The organism is Geoalkalibacter sp., assembly GCF_030604225.1.
In the GTDB taxonomy this organism is placed as follows: Bacteria; Desulfobacterota; Desulfuromonadia; order Desulfuromonadales; family Geoalkalibacteraceae; genus Geoalkalibacter.
Genome location: NZ_JAUVWH010000065.1, coordinates 1 through 17142, shown reverse-complemented (window position 1 = coordinate 17142; position 17142 = coordinate 1). Strand labels below are relative to the sequence as shown.

Here is a 17142-nt window from a genome sequence, read left to right as displayed (position 1 = left end):
GCCCAGATGAACACCAGCCAGACGCCGGCGCCGACAAAGAAGGACAGCAGAATGAGAATCAGGGTGGATTTCAGCATCGCGTGCGGCTCTTCGGGGCGGGGAGACGGCTCAGGCGCAGGGAGTTGCCGACCACGCACACCGAACTCAGGGCCATGGCCGCCGCCGCGTGAATCGGTGCGAGTTGTCCCAGGGCCGCGAGTGGCAGGGCCAGCAGATTGTAGGCAAAGGCCCAGAACAGATTCTGGCGGATGATGCGCAGGGCGCGCCGCGCCAGCTCCAGGGCCTCGACCAGGCGCCCGAGATCGGGGCAGGTCAGCACCAGATCGGAGCTCTCCAGGGCGATATCCGTGCCGCCGGCCATGGCGCAGCCCACCTGGGCGGCGGCCAGGGCCGGGGCGTCGTTGATGCCGTCGCCCACCATCAGCACCCGCTGGCCTTGGGCGCGCGCGGCGTCGATCCAGGCGGCCTTGCCGGCGGGACTCAAACCCCCATGCGCCTGGGTCAGGGGCAGGGCCTCGGCCAGGCGGCGGGCGGCGTCCGGTGTGTCGCCGGTCAGCAGCACGGCGCCAAGACCCTGCTCAGCGAGGCGCTTCAGGCAGGCGGCGGCCTCCGACCGGGGTTGGTCTTCCAGCAGGATCAGCCCGCGATAGACGCCATCCAGGGCGACGTGGATCTCCGTCGCGCCCTGATGCGCGCGGGTTTCCGGCACGCTGATCCCCGCGTCCCGCAGATAAGCGCGGCTGCCCAGGCGCAGCAGGCCCTGGTCGAGGGGCGCTTCCAGGCCGCGTCCCGGCAGGGTGCGCACCTCCTGGGCCGGGTGGGCGTCAAGGCCGCGCCGGCGCGCTTCCGCCACCACCGCCTGGGCCAGGGGATGGGTGGAGCCGCTTTCGGCCCGCGCGGCCAAGGCCAGTAACTCATCCGCGCTGCCCAGGGCCGGATGGAGGGCGACGACCCGTGGGCGGCCCAGGGTCAGGGTGCCGGTTTTGTCGAAGGCGGCCAGGGTCAGGCGTCCGGCGGCTTCGAGGACGTCTCCGCCGCGAAACAGGATGCCGCGCCGCGCCGCCGCGCCCGTGGCCACCAGCACGGCGGTGGGCGTGGCCAGTCCCAGGGCGCAGGGGCAGGCGATGACCAGCACGGCGATGGCCGAGAGCAGGGGCGACACCTCGCCGGAAGCGCGCCACTGCCAGAACAGCCAAGTGCCCAGGGCGATGAGGATCACCGCCGGAACGAACCAGGCGCAGATGCGATCCGCCAAGCTCTGGATGGGGGCGCGGCGCAATTGCGCCTCCTCCACCAGGCGGGCGACGCGGGCGATGAAGGAATCGGCGGCGGCCGCCGTGGCCCGCACCCGCACCAGGGCGCTCAGATTGAGGGTGCCCGCCGCCACCCGGTCGCCGGGCCTGCGCCACACCGGCAGGGGTTCGCCGTTGACCGCGGCCTCGTCCACCTCGGTTTCGCCGCCCACCAACTCGCCATCCACGGCGAAGCGCTCGCCGGGGCGCACTTCCAGCAGATCTCCCGCCACCAGTTGCCCCACGGCCACGTCCTCGGGCGCCGCGCCGCGCAGGCGGCGCGCCGTCTGCGGCGCCAGGCGCAGCAGCAGATCGATGCCGGCGGCGGCGCGGCGCCGGGCGGCGCCCTCGAAGAGCCGCCCGGCAAGAATCAGGGTAACGATCATCACCGCCGTGTCGAAATAGACCTCGCCTCCGGCAAAGGTGGCGTAGAGACTCTTGCCGTAGGCGGCAAGCACCCCCAGGGCGATGAGCAGGTCCATGCCGGGCGCGCCGTTGCGCAGGCTGCGCCAGCCGCTTTGCAGAAAGGGCGCGCCCGAGTAGAACACCACGGGGGTGGAAACGGCGGCGGCGAAATAGTGGAAGAGTTGCTTGGCCTGGGCGTCCATGCCCTGGAAATAGCCGGCGTAGAGGGCCAGGGAATAGCCCATGAGCTGCATGGAGAGAAACAAGGCGGTACCGAAGCGGATCAGCAGGGAGCGGCGTTCCTGCTCGGCGCGGCGCTCGCCCTGGTCCTCGCCGAGGGGGCGGGGCAGATAGCCGATGCGGGTCACGGCGGCGAAAATTTGCGCAGCGCTGATGCGCGCCGGATCAAAGCGCACCTGCGCGCGGTGGGTGCCGTAATTGAGGCGCGCCTCGCGAACCCCCGCGCAGCGGCCGAGGAATTTTTCCACCACCCACACGCAGGCGGCGCAGCGGATGCCGTCGACGACGAAGGTGAGGCGCGCCTCGCCCTCGACCTGGCGCACGAAGGATTGCAGGTAGGCCTCGCCGTAGGCGTTTTCGTAGGCGCCCTCGGGCAGGCCGGATTCTCCCTCGCGGCGGCGGTAGAAATCCTCCAGCCCGGCTTCCTTGAGCAGGATGTAGGCGCCCTGGCAACCGCGGCAGCAGAAATCCAGATCCAGGTCGCCGATGCGCGCGGCGATGCGTTCGGCGGCACTCATGGTCAGGCCGCAGTGCGCGCAGGTGAGAGCGGTGTTCATTGCGGTTGGTTGAGGCTGCGCGTCGGCGGTTCGGTCTGGCCGTAGCCCTCGATCACCGGGCTGACCCGGGATCCGGCGGTGTGAATGGACCAGCCGGAAAATCCGAAAAAAGCCAGAAACAGCAGGATCAGGCCCCAGGGCCACAGGGAGCGGCGGTGCTTGGGTGTCATGGCGTGCCCTTGTCCTTTGCGTCGAGAGGGGCGGCCAGGCGGGCCTGGCCGCTCACCAGGGTTTGTCCTTGCGGACTCTCTAGTGTGAGCAGGATTTCGCCGGCCCCCAGGCTGTTGGGCGAAACCACGGCGAAGTCCAGTCTGCGGCGTTCGCGCGGCGCCAGATGGATCTCCGCCACCGGTCCCAGCACCCGCAGCGGGCTGCCGTCGGGCGCCCTGGCGCGCAGGCCGACCTCCAGGGGCGCGGAACCGCGGTTGGCGACCACGGCGAGAAAAAAGTTAAGCGTCTGGCCGTCGTCCAAGGGCCGTGCCACCAGCCCCGTCGGCCGGCCCAGCTTGAGGGTCAGGCTGGTGCGTAGCAGCAGGGTCGCGGCGAAGATGGCGCAGATGGCGACGAAGGCGGTGGTCACCAGCAGCATGCGCGGGTTGAGCAGCGCCGCCGCGCCTCGGCCGCTCAGGCCGAAGGTGTAACGGATGATGCCGGCCTGCCCGCGCCGGGCCATGACGTCGCGGCAGGCGTCGAGACAGCGGCCGCAGTTGATGCATTCGATCTGATCGCCGCGGCGGATGTCGATGTCCATGGGGCAGGCGCGCACGCAGGCGCCGCAGCGGATGCAGCGCGACGCCTCGTCGGGGTGAAAGCGCAGGGTCAGGGTGCCCGGATCGACCAGGGCGCTCTGGAATCGGCCATAGGGGCAGAATTCCCGGCACAGCAACCGCCGCACCCAGGCAAGGTCGAGGTAGACCAGAGCCGCCGTCACCGCCAGGGTCAGACCCGCCGCCATACCCAAGCGACCCTGCGCCAGGCGCGCGAAAAACTCGTAGGGCGAGAGAAAATACCACACCAGATTGGCGGCGGTGAGCAGGGCCAGGGCCAGGCAGAACAGATGGAACACGCCCCGGCGCCAGAGGTTCGCCGCCTTGGTCTCGGCGCCCGCCCCGAGGCCGATGCGCGCGCGGAACCCTTCGGTCAGATCGCTCAGGGTGGTCTGGGGACAGGCCCAGCCGCACCAGGCGCGGCCGAAGGCCAGGGTCACCAGCAAAAACAGCAGGATCAGGGCGATGCCGAGGAGCAGAAACAGATAGAGCTCCTCGATGGGCAGCGCCCGTCCGCCCAGATACAGGGTCAGGCTCGGCGGGTCGAGACGCAGCAGGCTGTCCCCGCCGATCCGCACGAAGGGGATGCCCAGCACCAGCAGGCTGGTGGCCCACTGAAAGCTCCGGCGCCAGGGTCCGAGCCGGCCGCCCGTCCTGTCCGCTTTCCTCACAGACTCAGCAGATAATCGGCCAGGGCCTCGATCTGGGTCGCGGAAAACTGGTTGGCATAGGCCGGCATGCCGCCGGGACGGCCCTGCGCGATACTCTCGATGACCTTCGCGCGTTCGCGACCGTACTGGTATTCCTGGGCATTGAGAGCCGGGCCGATGCCGCCGCCCCCCGCTTCTCCGTGGCAGGCCGCGCAGTGCCGGCCGTAGAGCTTGGCCGCCTCGGCGCGCAGTTCCTGCGCGTCGACCAGGGGGGCCGAGGCGGGGACCTGGGCGGCGCCGCGTTCCTGGTGGGCGCTCATTTTCTCCGCGAATTCGCCTTCCGAACTCCAGCCGCTCAACAGGTAATAGGCCATGAACAGCACCCCCCAGATCACCAGGCCGTAGAACAGCCAGGCATAGTAGCGGGGCACCGGATTGGAGCGGATCTCGATGACGCCGTCGAAATCACGCACGGCATGCTTGTGTTGATGTTTGTCCAGCATGGGGTCGACCTCCCGAGTCGATGAAGGAAAATGCCTTAGTCCTCATCCAGCATGCGATGCTTGGGGCTCTCCAGCCGGTCGCGTCGCTTGCGGCCGCACACGTAAACCACCACCCCCACCAGCAGGGCGAACATCCCGGCCGGCACGGCCAGATAGAGGAATTCCCGCCAGCCCATCAGATGCCTCGCGGCGCCAGGATGAAATTGACCATCTTCCACACCCGCGCGCTGCCCAGGGAAGCATAGGCGGGCATGCCGCCTTCGGGCAGGCCGCCGTAGATCACCTCGAAGAGCATGTCCTCGTCAAACCCCGAAGGGCTGAGGGCGGGGCCGATGCCGCCTTCCAGGCTGGCCCCGTGGCAGCCGGCGCAATGCTGGGCGTAGAGGGCGCCGCCCTCGGCGACGGCGGCCGCGTCGTTGCGGAAGGGATTTTCGGCGATGGCCGGCGGCGTGACGGGCTGCGCCGTCCGCTGCACGGGAAGGTCGCGGCCGAGCTTCTGCATGTAGGCGACGATGGCATCCATCTCCGTCTTGCCGCGCAGCCCGGCGATCTGCTCGACCTCATAGGGAAAACGCAGCACATCCATTTTGCGTCGCGTGTATTCGGGATCGATGCCGCGGTCGCTGAGAAAGGCGTAGGCCGGCATGTTGGAGCGCGGCACGATGGAGGTCGGCACCGCCATGTGCTGGTAATGCCAGGCATCGGGATACTTGCCGCCGATGCGCGCGAGATCGGGGCCGGTGCGGCGCGAACCCCAGAGGTGCGGGCGGTCGTGCACGAACTCGCCCGAGCGTGAATACTCGCCGTAGCGCAGCACTTCGGCGACCAGGGGCCGCACCGTCTGGGTGTGGCAGTTGTTGCAGCCCTCGCGGATATAGACGTCGCGTCCCGCAAGTTCCAGGGGGTTGTAGGGGGTCACGCCCTCAATGCGGTCCGCCTCGGTGTTGACCCAGGCGAAGGGCAGCACCATGGTGACGATGGTGCCGACGAGAATGGCCGCGGTGGCAAGCAGCAGGAAGAGAACCGGTTTGTTTTCCCAGGCTGGTGACGACATGGCATCTCCTCCTTTCTCAGGCGGCGGCCGGCATGAGGGGCTTGCCGCGGCGCGCGGTCATGGCCAGGTTGTAGACGAAGATCGCCACGCCGGCGAGATAGATCAGGCCGCTGAAGGCCCGCGCCCAGTAATAGGGATACATCTCGACGAGGGATTCCATGAAGGAATAGGTCAGGCTGCCGTCGGGGCTGATGGCGTGCCACATGCCCGCCTGCTGCACCCCCGCGATCCACAGGCTCACCGAGTAGATCAGCTGGCCGATGAGCACCAGCCAGAAATGCAGGTTGGCCAGGGGAATGCTGTAGAGCTCGCGGTTGTAGATGCGCGGCGCCAGGTAGTAGAAGGCGGCGAACAGGACCAGCGACACCCAGCCCAGCGCCCCCATGTGCACGTGGCCGGGCACCCATTCGGTGTAGTGGATGAAGGCCGAGAAGGACCGCACCGCCTGCAGTGGGCCCTGCAAGGTCTGCAGGCCGTAGAAGGTGATGCCGAGGATCAGGAACTTGACCAGGTAGTTCTCGCGCATCTGGTGCCATTGGCCGTTCATGGACAGGTAGCCGTTGACCACCGAGCCCCAGGACGGCGCGATGAGCATGATGGAAAAGGCCATGGCCAGGGTCTGCACCCAGTCGGGCACCGGCGTCCACAGCAGGTGGTGGGCGCCGGTCCACAGGTACATGAAGATCAGGCTCCAGAAGGCCACGATGGAGAGGCGATGACTGAAGATCGGCACCCCCGTCGACTTGGGCAGGAAATAGTAGAACACCGCCAGGGGCGGCGCGGTGAGCACCATGGCCACGGCATTGTGCCCGTACCACCACTGCACGTTGGCGTCGTTGGTGCCGGCGTAGGCCGAATAGGATTTGAACAGCGACACGGGCACCGCCGCCGAGTTCACCAGGTAGAGCACCGCCACCCCGATCAGCGAGGCCGCCATGAACCACAGCGAGACGTACATCTGCTGTTCCTTGCGCTTGAAGATGGTCATGAGGATGTTGACGGAAAAGACCACCCAGAGCACCACCACCAGCAGATCCACCGGCCATTCCAGTTCGTGGTACTCCTTGGACTGGGTGAAGCCCAGCAGCAGGGTGACGGCGGCGACGATGATGGTGAAGTTGAACAGATAGAGCTGAAAGCGCGCCAGGCCGTCGCTCCACAGGGGGCGGCGGCACAGCCGCTGCACCATGTAGAGATACAGGGCGAAGAAGCTGCCGATGGCCCAGCCGAAGATCCCCGCGTTGGTGTGCAGGGGGCGCAGGCGCCCGTAGGTCAGGTAGGGCGGAAAGTTGAGATCGGGGTTGACCAGCTGGAAGGAAATAAGAATTCCCACCAGGATGGCCACCACGCCCCAGAGAATGCTCCAGTGGATGAAACTGCGCACGATGCCGAGGTTGTAATGGGGTGCGTCCATGGTTCCTCCTGCCCGCAGAGGGGGGATGTTAAAAAATCTGCTCGATTATACTGACGCCCATTGGAAATGCAACCGATTTGGTCATATTTTTTTGTTCCCTGCCCGAAAGCCCGGCGAAGGGCTGGCGGGACGAAGGATTGCTTGTTTTTTGGGCAGGGACATGGGTCGCTGATTCTTTCCGCGTCAGCCGCATCCGCAAATCCCGCGGAGAGCCGCGCTCTGGGAGCTGGAGAGCCTTTTGCATTGCATCGGGGAAAACAAACCGCACCAAGTTTAGCAGGGAATTCTCCCGTCGCCAGCACGCGCCGCGCGCTGCTCGGTCGGCGCCAAACAGGAGGCGCGAACCCATGGGTATTCAGATCAAGCCCTCGGATCTTTTCTATCGTTATCCGAAGAACCACGCCAACAAGCACAGCCCCAAATTCACCGGCAAGCCCGACGCGCGCCCCTTTGATCCCGATGACCTGTTCGAGGTGATTCCCCTGCTCGAGGCGGTGATGGACGTCTACGACTGCCGCGACGGCAACGTGCTCAACGAGCTTGAGGAAGTCCTGGTGCGCTGGCTGCCCAAGGATCTGAGTCGCGAGCAGGCTTTCGACATCCTCGTGGAGGCGGTGAGCGGTCTGTTTCCCAAGCCCTGAGCGGCGGCGGGCTTGCATATCCCCGGCCAGCCCTTAAGCTTCATGGATACTCAGAACGTTATTTTGCCGGTGCGGGGTGAATATGGAAAAAGCGGAAACCTTCTGGAGCGTGGACAATCAGGCCGAGCGCCTCGATGAGCTGATGACGGAGCATCCCGAGGGCAAGGAACTGCCCCTGCGCCGCGACGTGCGCTGCCTGGGAAAGCTGCTCGGCGTGGTGCTGCGCGAGCAGGCCGGCGAGCGCATTTTCGCGGCGGAGGAATTCCTGCGCCAGGGCGCCATCCGTCATCGCGAGCTTGGGGCACTCGGCGCCGACATCGCCCTGGGCTGCGCCGAGGAGCGGCAGCTTGAAGGCGAGGCCCAGGCGCTGATCGCCGGCTTGTCCCTGCAGGACGCCCATCAGATCGTCAAGGCCTTCGCCACTTTTTTCGAGCTCACCAATCTCGCCGAGACCAATCACCGCAAGCGCCGGCGGCGCGCGGCGCGGCTGCGGGCGGAGGACAAGCCCGGGTCCATGCTCGGTACCCTGCGGCGCATGAAGGACGCCGGCCACGATGCCGCGGCGACCCTGGACTGGCTGGCGCGCATTTGCGTGGTGCCGGTGTTTACCGCCCATCCCACCGAGGTCGCGCGGCGCGTGGTGCGCTACAAGCGCCGGCGCATCGACCGCATTCTGGAGCAGCTCGACCGCCTGCCCCTGACCGGCAGCGCGGCGGCCCGCCACCGGGACGACATCCTCACGGAAATCGACGCCCTGTGGCAGACCGACGAGGTTCGCCGCCGCCAGCCGACGGTGGCCGACGAGATCCGCATGGGCCTCGATCACTATCGCGGCTCCCTCATCGACCCCCTGCCCGAGTTCTATCGCGATCTGGCCGAGGACTTCCGCGAGGCCTTCGGGGACGCCCTGCCGGCGGCGGACCTGCCCACGGTGGTGCGCTTCGGTTCGTGGATCGGCGGCGACCGCGACGGCAACCCCTTCGTCACCCCTCAGGCTACCCGTCTCGCCCTGGAGCGTGCGCGCGAGACCATTCTCGGCGTGTATCTGGACAATCTCGAGGAATTGCGTGAGCTGTTGACGCCCTCCTCCTGCCGGGTGGGGGTGAGCGAGGAACTGGTCGCGGCCCTGGAGCGTGCGCGGGGGGCCTTTCCCGAGGCCGCCGCCACGACCCAGGCCTACCCCGATTGCGAGCATTACCGCAAGTATTTGCGCATTGCCCTGTATCGCCTCAAGCTCACCCTGCGCGATGCGCGCCATCCCCACGCCTATCCCGACGCCGAGAGCCTGGCGGCGGAGCTGCGTCTGGTGCGCCGCAGTCTTGCCGCCCACGGCGGCGAGCGCCTGGCGCGCGGCTATGTCGATCCGGTGCTGCGTCGCCTCGACACCTTCGGGTTTCACCTGCACACCCTCGATATCCGTCAGCATGCCCGCGTGCACGCCGTGGCGGTGGCCGAACTTGGCGCCATGCAGGACGGCGGAGACCCCCTGGACGGGGCATTGCCCCCGGCGCCTTCCGCCGCCACCATCGAGCTGCTCGACACCCTCAAGACCCTTGCGGCACTCAAGGGGGAATTTCCGCCCCAGGCCATCCGCACCTACATCATCAGCGGCACCACCTGCGTCGAGGATCTGCTCAATGTGGTGTGGTTGGCCGGCGTCGCCGGCATTGCGGTGAAAGGCGATGGGGCAAGCGGCGATCCCGGACTGATGCCGGTGCCGCTCTTTGAATCCATTCAAGATCTGCGCAACGCGCCCGTCATCTGCCGGCGGCTGTGGAGCGCGCCCGCCTACCAGCCGCTGCTCGATTCCTGGGGGCGCCGGCAGGAAGTCATGCTCGGCTATTCCGATTCCAACAAGGACGGCGGCATGCTCACCAGCACCTGGGAGATCTTCAAGGCCCATCGCGACCTGCACCGCGTCGCCTCCGAGTGCGGCGTGCGCCTGCACCTGTTCCACGGACGCGGCGGCACGGTGAATCGCGGCGGCAGCCCCACCCACCGCGCCATCATTTCCCAGCCCGCCGACGCCTTCGCGGGCTGCCTCAAGATCACCGAGCAGGGCGAGGTGATCAATTTCAAGTACGCCGACGCCTCCCTGGCCCTGCGCAATCTGGAGCTGATGGTGGCCGCCTCCCTGGAGGCCCTGGCCCGCCCGGGGCTGGTCAATCCCCATCCCGAGGACGCCTGGGTGGCGGCCATGGAGGAAATGTCCGACGCGGCCTTCGCCTACTACCGGGAGAACATCTTCGACAACCCCGACATCCTGCCCTACTTCGAGCAGGCCACGCCGGTGCGCGAGTTCGATCTGGCCAAGATCGGCTCGCGCCCGGCGCGGCGCAGCCAGAGCCGCAGCCTCGATGACCTGCGCGCCATTCCCTGGGGCTTCGGCTGGATTCAGAGCCGCCACATGCTCCCCGGCTGGTTCGGCGTCGGCTGGGCTCTCCAGACCTTCGTCGAGAAGCACGCGGGCGGGTTGGAGCTGGTGCAGGCGATGATGCGCGGCTTTCCCATCTTTCGCGACCTGGTGCGCAACGTCGAGGTGACCCTGGCCAAGGTCGATCTGCCCCTGGCGCGCCTCTACGCCGGACTGGTGAGCGATGAGGCCCTGCGCGCCCGGGTGTTCGATCTGTTCGTCGCGGAATTTCGGCGCACCCGAAACCTGATCCTTGTGGTGACGGGCCAGCAGGAGCTCCTTGAGCGCAATCCCGACATGGCGCGCAGCCTGCGCCTGCGCAATCCCTACGTCGATCCCTTGAGCTTGGTGCAGGTCGAGCTGCTGCGGCGCAAGCGGCGCGGCGAGGAGAGCGAGGAGCTCAATTACGTGCTGGCGGCGACCATCAACGGCATCGCCTCGGGTTTGCGCAACACGGGGTAGGGCCCGCTTTATTTGGAAAACCTTCAGGGAGGCGCTGCGATGCGTTTTGACGATTACGATACGGGTGGCTTTTATGATGAGATGTTCGACGCCGAGGGGCGGCCGCGCCCGGGCAACGAGGCGGTGGTCAACCGCTTCAGCGAACTCTCCCTGGACGAACTGCGCACCCGGCAGCAGGCGGCGGAAAAAGCCCTGCTCAAGATGGGCATCACCTTCAGCGTCTATGGCGACGAACAGGGCACCGAACGGATCTTTCCCTTCGACATCGTGCCGCGCATCATTCCCCACGGCGAATGGGTGGGCATCGAGGCCGGGCTCAAGCAGCGCGTCCAGGCCCTCAATCTGTTCATCGACGACGTCTATCACGGGCAGAAAATCGTCAAGGACGGCCTGATTCCCGCGGAACTGATCCACTCCGCGAGCGGCTTTCGCCGGGAGTGCCTCGGCCTCGATCCGCCCGGCGGCGTCTGGTGCCACATCACCGGCACCGATCTGGTGCGCGGCGGCGACGGCCGGTTTTATGTGCTTGAGGACAATCTGCGCTGTCCCTCGGGCGTCTCCTACGTACTGGAGAACCGCGTGGTGATGAAGCGCAGCTTTCCCCGCGCCTTCGATGCCGCTCGCGTCCTGCCCGTGGCCGACTACCCCAACCGGCTGCTGACGCTCTTGCAGAATCTCGCCTCGCGGCACGGCGCCAAGCCGGTGGTGGCGGTCTGGACGCCCGGTATTTACAACTCGGCCTATTTCGAGCACAGCTTCCTGGCGCAGCAAATGGGCATCGAACTGGTCGAGGGGCGCGACCTGGTGTGCGTCGACGACCGGGTGATGATGCGTACCACCAGCGGGCTCAAGCCCGTCGATGTGCTCTATCGGCGCATCGATGACGATTTCATCGATCCCGAGGTGTTTCGCGCCGATTCCATGCTCGGCGTGCCCGGCCTGATGCGCGCCTATCGCGCCGGGAATCTGGCCCTGGCCAACGCCCCCGGCACCGGGGTGGCCGACGACAAGGCCGTCTACGCCTACGTGCCGGCCATGATCCGCTACTATCTCGATGAGGATCCCATCCTCGACAACGTGGAAACCTTCCTGTGCCGGCGGGAAAAGGATCTGCGGCACGTGCTGGCCAATCTCGACAAGCTGGTGGTGAAGAAGGTCGGCGAGTCGGGCGGCTACGGTATGCTGGTCGGTCCTCATGCCACGGCCGAGGAGCGTGCCGCCTACGCGGACCAGGTCAAGGCCGACCCGCGCAACTTCATCGCCCAGCCGACCCTGTCCCTCTCGCGGGTGCCGACCCTCATCGACGATCATTTCGAGGGCCGCCATGTGGATCTGCGCCCCTACATTCTTTATGGCAAGGACATCTACGTCATGCCCGGCGGCCTCACCCGCGTCGCCCTCAAGCGCGGCTCCCTGGTAGTCAATTCGAGCCAGGGCGGCGGCAGCAAGGACACCTGGGTGGTGGCGGGCGGCGGTCAAGGACAGGGAGGTGCCCCATGCTGAGCCGGGTGGGTGAGTCGATCTATTGGATGGCGCGCTACATCGAGCGCGCCGAGAACGTGGCGCGCATCATGGACGCCAATTACCACATGATCCTCGACTTGCCCTCGGGCGTCGACGAGCAGTGGGAGCCGCTGGTGGTCACCACCGGCGACGAGGAGCGGTTCAAGGAGCTCTACGCGGAGTTCACCCGGGAAAACGTCGTGAAGTTTCTCACCTTCGATCCGCGCAACCCCAATTCGATCCTCTCCTGCCTCCAGGCGGCGCGGGAGAACGCGCGCTCGGTACGCGAATGGATCAGCTCCGACATGTGGCAGCAGGTCAACAGTTTCTACCTGATGCTCAAGGACGCGTCGCGCCGCGACGGCTCCATCGAGCTGCCCCACGAATTCTTCGTCGAGATCATGCTCGCCAGTCACCTGTTCGTCGGCCTTTCGGAAAACACCATGACCCACGGCGAGGGCTGGGAGTTCGCGCGACTCGGGCGCATGCTGGAGCGCGCCGACAAGACAGCGCGCATCATCGACGTCAAGTATTTCATCCTGCTGCCCTCCGTCGAGTATGTCGGCATGCCCTACGACCACATCCAATGGGCGGCGATCCTGCGCTCGGCCAGCGCCTTCGAGATGTATCGCAAGCGCTACGGGCAGATCGCTCCCGATCAGATCATCGAATTCCTGCTCCTCGATACGGAGTTTCCCCGCGCCATCCACCACTGCCTGATCACCGCCGAGCAGGCCCTGCGCAACATCTCCGGCACCAAGCGCGGGCTGTTCACCAATCCGGCGGAAAAGGCCCTGGGGCGCCTGCTCGCCGATTTCGACTATACCCAGCTCGAGGAAATCAAGATGTACGGCCTGCATGAGTTCATCGACAGTCTGCAGACGCGCCTCAACCACATCGGCAGCACCATCCACGAAACCTTCTTCGCCCTGCCCCTGGCCCCCGCGGCCGCGCCTTCTCAACCGACGGAGTAGCGATAAGCCATGGCCATTCGTGTCTGCTGCAACCATACGACCCATTACCAGTTCGATCGCCTCGTCAGCCTCTCGCCGCACGTGCTGCGCCTGCGGCCGGCACCCCATTCGCGCACGCCGATCCGCGCCTACACCCTGCGCATCCACCCCTAGGAGCATTTTCTCAACTGGCAGCAGGATCCCTTCGGCAACTACCTGGCGCGGCTGGTGTTTCCCAAGCCCTGCCGGGAGCTGAAAATCGAAGTCGAGGTGGTGGCGGACATGACCGTCATCAACCCCTTCGACTTTTTCATCGAGGATTACGCTCAGACCTTCCCCTTCACCTATGAGGAACGGTTGCACAAGGAACTCACGCCCTACTTCGAGATCGCCGAGGAGGGCCCTTTGCTGCGCCGGTATCTCGACGAGTTGCCGCGCGAGGAGTTGGGCACCGTCGATTATCTGGTGGACCTCAACCGCCGGGTGTGGGAGCGGGTGCGCTATTCGGTGCGCATGGAACCGGGCGTGCAGACCTGCGAGGAAACCCTGGGCCAAGCGGTGGGCTCGTGCCGCGATTCCGCCTGGCTGCTGGTGCAGATCCTGCGCCATCTGGGGCTGGCGGCGCGTTTCGTGTCGGGCTACCTGATCCAGCTCACCGCCGATGAAAAATCCCTCGACGGGCCTTCCGGGCCGGAGGCCGATTTCACCGATCTGCATGCCTGGGCCGAGGTCTACATTCCCGGCGCCGGCTGGGTCGGCCTGGATCCGACCTCGGGGCTGCTCGCCGGAGAGGGGCATATTCCCCTCGCCTGTACCCCCCACCCGGCAAGTGCCGCACCGGTCACCGGCGCCACCGACCCCTGCGAGGTGGAATTCCATTTCGTCAACCGCGTGTCCCGCATCCACGAGGATCCCCGAGTCACCAAGCCGTACAGCGATGAGCAGTGGGCGCGCATCGACGCCCTCGGCGAGCAGGTCGACGCGGAGCTGCGCGCCGGGGACGTGCGCCTGACCCTGGGCGGCGAGCCGACTTTCGTTTCCATCGACGACATGGACGGCGCCGAATGGAACACGCGGGCCGACGGTCCCCACAAGCGCCAGCTGGCCAATACCCTGGTGCGGCGCCTGCGCGAGGCCTTCGGACCGGGCGGGATGCTGTACTTCGGCCAGGGCAAGTGGTATCCGGGCGAGCCTCTGCCGCGCTGGTCCTACGCCTGCTTCTGGCGCAAGGACGGACAGCCGGTGTGGCGCAACCCCAAACTGCTCGCCGACATCAGCCAGGACTACGGCCTGACCCTCGATCATGCCGGGCGTTTCGCCCATCGTCTGGCCGACGCCCTGGGGGTCAACCGCAAATATCTGGTGCCCGGCTTCGAGGACTGCTTCTATTACCTTTGGAAGGAGGGCACCCTGCCCCTCAACGTCGATCCGCACCAGGCCGATCTCAAGGATGATCTGGAGCGGCGCTACCTCGCCCAGCTGCTGGACCGCGGCTTGGACGTGCCGAGCGGCTTTGTCCTGCCGCTGCAATGGGATTTCGTTCAGCAAGGATGGCGCAGCGGTCCCTGGGACTTTCGCCGCGGCCGCATGTACCTGATCCCCGGCGGCTCAGCCATGGGTTTGCGCCTGCCGCTGGATTCCCTGCCCTGGACGGCGCCGGACAAGCGCGAGTTGCCCGCCGTCCACGACCCCTTCAGTCCCCAGGCGCCCTTGGCCGACTATCACGGCGAGGTGGCCCGGCGCTTTCAGGTGGTCGAGGAGGCCGCCGCCGGACCGGCGGGGCAGGAGGCCCGGCCTCTGGCCGATGCGCCGGGGCAACCCCTGGTGGATGTGCCGCACACCGCCCTGTGCGTGGAGGCGCGCGAGGGACGCCTGCATGTCTTTCTGCCGCCCCTCGGATTTCTCGAGCATTACCTCGCCCTGGTGGCGGCGGTGGAGGCGACGGCCGCCGAACTCTTGCTGCCGGTGGTCCTCGAGGGTTATGAGCCGCCGCGCGACGCGCGCCTGGAGCGGCTGCTGGTCACGCCCGATCCCGGCGTCATCGAGGTCAACATCCACCCGGCGGCCAGCTGGCGGGCCCTGGTGGAAAACACCACCATCCTCTACGAGCAGGCGCGCCTGAGTCGCCTGGGCACCGAGAAGTTCATGCTCGACGGACGCCATGGCGGCACCGGCGGCGGCAATCACATTACCATCGGCGGGCCGACCCCGGCCGACAGCCCGGTGCTGCGCCGCCCCGACCTGCTGCAAAGCCTGATCACCTACTGGCAGCATCATCCCGGCCTCTCCTATCTGTTCTCGGGGATGTTCATCGGTCCGACCAGCCAGGCGCCGCGCGTCGACGAGGCGCGCGGCGACGCCCTCTACGAACTCGAGATCGCCTTTCAGCAGATGCCGCAGGGTGAAACGCCCGCCCCCTGGTTGGTGGATCGCCTGCTGCGCAACCTGCTGGTGGACATGACCGGCAACACCCATCGCGCCGAGTTCTGCATCGACAAGCTCTATTCTCCCGACAGTCCCTCGGGGCGCCTGGGGCTGGTGGAGCTGCGCGCCTTCGAGATGCCGCCCCATGCGCGCATGAGCCTGGTGCAGAACCTGCTGCTGCGCACCCTCATCGCCTGGTTCTGGCGCCGGCCCTACCGCCACCCCCTGGTGCGCTGGGGCACCGAACTGCATGATCGCTTCCTGCTGCCGCACTTCGTCCGCGAGGATCTGCGCCAGGTGGTCGGGGACCTCAACCGCGCCGGCTATACCTTTGATCTGCAATGGTTCGAGCCGTTCCTGGAGTTTCGTTTTCCCCATTTCGGTTCGGTGTGGGTCGACGGCATGGAACTCGAACTGCGTTTCGCCATCGAGCCTTGGCACGTGCTCGGCGAAGAAATGGGCAGCCAGGGCGCGGCGCGCTTCGTCGATTCCTCCGTGGAGCGCCTGCAGTTGCGCATCACGGGGCTGACGGACGGGCGCTACGCGGTGCTGTGCAACGGACGGCGGCTCAGCCTGCGCGCCACCGGGTGCAAGGGCGAATATCTGGTCGGGGTGCGCTACCGTGCCTGGCAGCCGCCCTCGGCCCTGCATCCGACCATCCGCCCCCACTCGCCCCTGGTTTTCAATATCGTCGACACCTGGAGCGGGCGCGCCATCGGCGGCTGCACCTATCACGTCGCCCATCCCGGTGGGCGCAATTACGACACCTTTCCCGTCAATGCCTTCGAGGCCGAGGCGCGGCGCATCACGCGCTTCTGGGATCTGGGCGCGACTCCGGGAGCGGTGGTGGCGCCGCCCGACCTGCGCGCGCGCGGCACCTTCGTGCCCGAGGCCGGAGCGCCGGGAGCGGTGGTCCCGCCCGTGGAGGAGCCGAACCACGAATTTCCCTTCACCGTGGATTTACGTCGCGCCTCTGCACTATAATCGGCGAGCCATCTCACCCTACGCCAAGGATCAAGCGTGCGGCCCGAATCCTCGCTCCCGACATCCATCGCCCAGCACTACGCGACGCGCCTCGACGGCTATGACGAAATGCATGCCGAAGAAGGGCGGCTGCTGCCCCATTGGCGGATTCTCGCGCAGGAAATCGAGCAACTCGGCAGCGAGGGGCTGATCCGGCGCCATCGCGAGGCACAGCGCCTGCTGCGCGAGAACGGCGTGACCTTCAATGTCATCAACGCGCCGCGCGGCTCTGCCCGGCCCTGGCAGCTTGATCCGCTGCCGCTGCTGATCAGCACCGAGGAGTGGGCGGTGATCGAAGCGGGTCTGGTGCAGCGCACCGAACTGCTCAACCTGATCCTCGCCGACCTCTACGGTCCGCAACGCCTGCTCCACGAGGGCCTGTTGCCGCCCGAGCTGATTTTCGGCCACGGCGGCTTCCAGCGCTGCTGCGCGGGACTGCCGGCCTTCGCTGGGCGGCCCCTGGTGTTTTGCGCCATCAATTTGGTGCGCGGTCCCGACGGGCGCATGTGGGTGCTCGACGACCGGGCGCAGTCGCCCTCGGGCGCCGGCTACGCCCTGGAAAACCGCATGGTCATGACGCGCATCGCGCCAGTGCTGTTCCGCAACAGCCACGTCAAGCGCCTGGCGAGTTTCTTTCAGATCATGCGCCAACGCCTCGCGGCCCTCGCCCCGCAGAACCGCGACGATCCCCGGGTGGTGCTGCTGACCCCCGGACCCTACAGCCAGACCTATTTCGAGCACGCCTACCTCGCCGACTACCTCGGCTATACCCTGGTGCAGGGCGACGACCTGAGCGTGCGCGACGGGCGCGTCTGGCTCAAGTCCCTGGAAGGGCTGCATC

General features: G+C 66.9%; 12 protein-coding genes and 1 pseudogene. 6 read left to right on the top strand and 7 right to left on the bottom strand.

Features of this window, described 5'->3' with window-relative positions:
• Positions 1 to 70: 70 nt before the first annotated feature.
• From QAT43_RS08710 to QAT43_RS08680, 7 genes are read right to left on the bottom strand one after another with little or no spacing between them, the layout of a single operon-like run.
• Entirely contained in the window at positions 71 to 2494 is a 2424-nt protein-coding gene (locus tag QAT43_RS08710) for a heavy metal translocating P-type ATPase (protein ID WP_305042670.1), read from the bottom strand.
• On the bottom strand, positions 2491 to 2664 hold the full coding sequence (locus tag QAT43_RS08705) for a hypothetical protein (RefSeq protein WP_305042669.1): 174 nt from the start codon (positions 2662 to 2664) through the stop codon (positions 2491 to 2493). The genes QAT43_RS08710 and QAT43_RS08705 overlap by 4 nt, the downstream gene beginning before the upstream one ends.
• Positions 2661 to 3932 (bottom strand): 4Fe-4S dicluster domain-containing protein, encoded by a 1272-nt coding sequence (locus QAT43_RS08700; RefSeq protein WP_305042668.1) that lies wholly within the window; start codon positions 3930 to 3932, stop codon positions 2661 to 2663. The genes QAT43_RS08705 and QAT43_RS08700 overlap by 4 nt, the downstream gene beginning before the upstream one ends.
• Positions 3929 to 4414 (bottom strand): c-type cytochrome, encoded by a 486-nt coding sequence (locus tag QAT43_RS08695; RefSeq protein WP_305042667.1) that lies wholly within the window; start codon positions 4412 to 4414, stop codon positions 3929 to 3931. The genes QAT43_RS08700 and QAT43_RS08695 overlap by 4 nt, the downstream gene beginning before the upstream one ends.
• Before the next feature lie 35 nt (positions 4415 to 4449).
• A complete protein-coding gene (locus QAT43_RS08690; RefSeq protein ID WP_305042666.1) occupies positions 4450 to 4590 on the bottom strand; it encodes a cbb3-type cytochrome c oxidase subunit 3 in 141 nt (46 codons plus the stop codon).
• On the bottom strand, positions 4590 to 5468 hold the full coding sequence (locus tag QAT43_RS08685; RefSeq protein ID WP_305042665.1) for a cbb3-type cytochrome c oxidase subunit II: 879 nt from the start codon (positions 5466 to 5468) through the stop codon (positions 4590 to 4592). Before QAT43_RS08685 ends, QAT43_RS08690 begins: the two co-directional genes overlap by 1 nt.
• A 16-nt stretch (positions 5469 to 5484) precedes the next feature.
• Entirely contained in the window at positions 5485 to 6882 is a 1398-nt protein-coding gene (locus tag QAT43_RS08680; protein ID WP_305042664.1) for a cbb3-type cytochrome c oxidase subunit I, read from the bottom strand.
• Positions 6883 to 7229: 347 nt separating this feature from the next.
• On the opposite strand from QAT43_RS08680, the gene QAT43_RS08675 reads away from it, so the two are divergent.
• The 6 genes and pseudogenes from QAT43_RS08675 to QAT43_RS08645 all read left to right on the top strand — a co-directional run.
• Positions 7230 to 7523 carry a hypothetical protein gene (locus QAT43_RS08675; RefSeq protein WP_305042663.1) on the top strand — a complete coding sequence of 98 codons (294 nt, stop codon included), beginning with the start codon at positions 7230 to 7232 and terminating at the stop codon, positions 7521 to 7523.
• An 82-nt stretch (positions 7524 to 7605) separates the two neighbouring features.
• The gene (locus QAT43_RS08670) at positions 7606 to 10398 is read left to right on the top strand and encodes a phosphoenolpyruvate carboxylase (protein ID WP_305042662.1); all 2793 of its coding nucleotides are present in this window, start codon (positions 7606 to 7608) and stop codon (positions 10396 to 10398) included.
• 39 nt (positions 10399 to 10437) lie between these two features.
• Entirely contained in the window at positions 10438 to 11901 is a 1464-nt protein-coding gene (locus tag QAT43_RS08665) for a circularly permuted type 2 ATP-grasp protein (protein ID WP_305042661.1), read from the top strand.
• Complete coding sequence (locus QAT43_RS08660) at positions 11895 to 12875, top strand: alpha-E domain-containing protein (protein WP_305042660.1); 981 nt, start codon at positions 11895 to 11897, stop codon at positions 12873 to 12875. The genes QAT43_RS08665 and QAT43_RS08660 overlap by 7 nt, the downstream gene beginning before the upstream one ends.
• A gap of 9 nt (positions 12876 to 12884) precedes the next feature.
• Positions 12885 to 16262: pseudogene (locus QAT43_RS08650) on the top strand (transglutaminase family protein).
• Between the two features lie 36 nt (positions 16263 to 16298).
• On the top strand, positions 16299 to 17142 hold an 844-nt coding region (locus QAT43_RS08645), incomplete at its 3' end, for a circularly permuted type 2 ATP-grasp protein (protein ID WP_305042659.1).

Coding starts and splice junctions, on each gene's coding strand:
- QAT43_RS08710 (WP_305042670.1), bottom strand. CDS start 2,494: ATGAACACCGCTCTCACCTGCGCGCACTGCGGCCTGACCATGAGTGCC.
- QAT43_RS08705 (WP_305042669.1), bottom strand. CDS start 2,664: ATGACACCCAAGCACCGCCGCTCCCTGTGGCCCTGGGGCCTGATCCTG.
- QAT43_RS08695 (WP_305042667.1), bottom strand. CDS start 4,414: ATGCTGGACAAACATCAACACAAGCATGCCGTGCGTGATTTCGACGGC.
- QAT43_RS08690 (WP_305042666.1), bottom strand. CDS start 4,590: ATGGGCTGGCGGGAATTCCTCTATCTGGCCGTGCCGGCCGGGATGTTC.
- QAT43_RS08685 (WP_305042665.1), bottom strand. CDS start 5,468: ATGTCGTCACCAGCCTGGGAAAACAAACCGGTTCTCTTCCTGCTGCTT.
- QAT43_RS08680 (WP_305042664.1), bottom strand. CDS start 6,882: ATGGACGCACCCCATTACAACCTCGGCATCGTGCGCAGTTTCATCCAC.
- QAT43_RS08675 (WP_305042663.1), top strand. CDS start 7,230: ATGGGTATTCAGATCAAGCCCTCGGATCTTTTCTATCGTTATCCGAAG.
- QAT43_RS08670 (WP_305042662.1), top strand. CDS start 7,606: ATGGAAAAAGCGGAAACCTTCTGGAGCGTGGACAATCAGGCCGAGCGC.
- QAT43_RS08665 (WP_305042661.1), top strand. CDS start 10,438: ATGCGTTTTGACGATTACGATACGGGTGGCTTTTATGATGAGATGTTC.
- QAT43_RS08660 (WP_305042660.1), top strand. CDS start 11,895: ATGCTGAGCCGGGTGGGTGAGTCGATCTATTGGATGGCGCGCTACATC.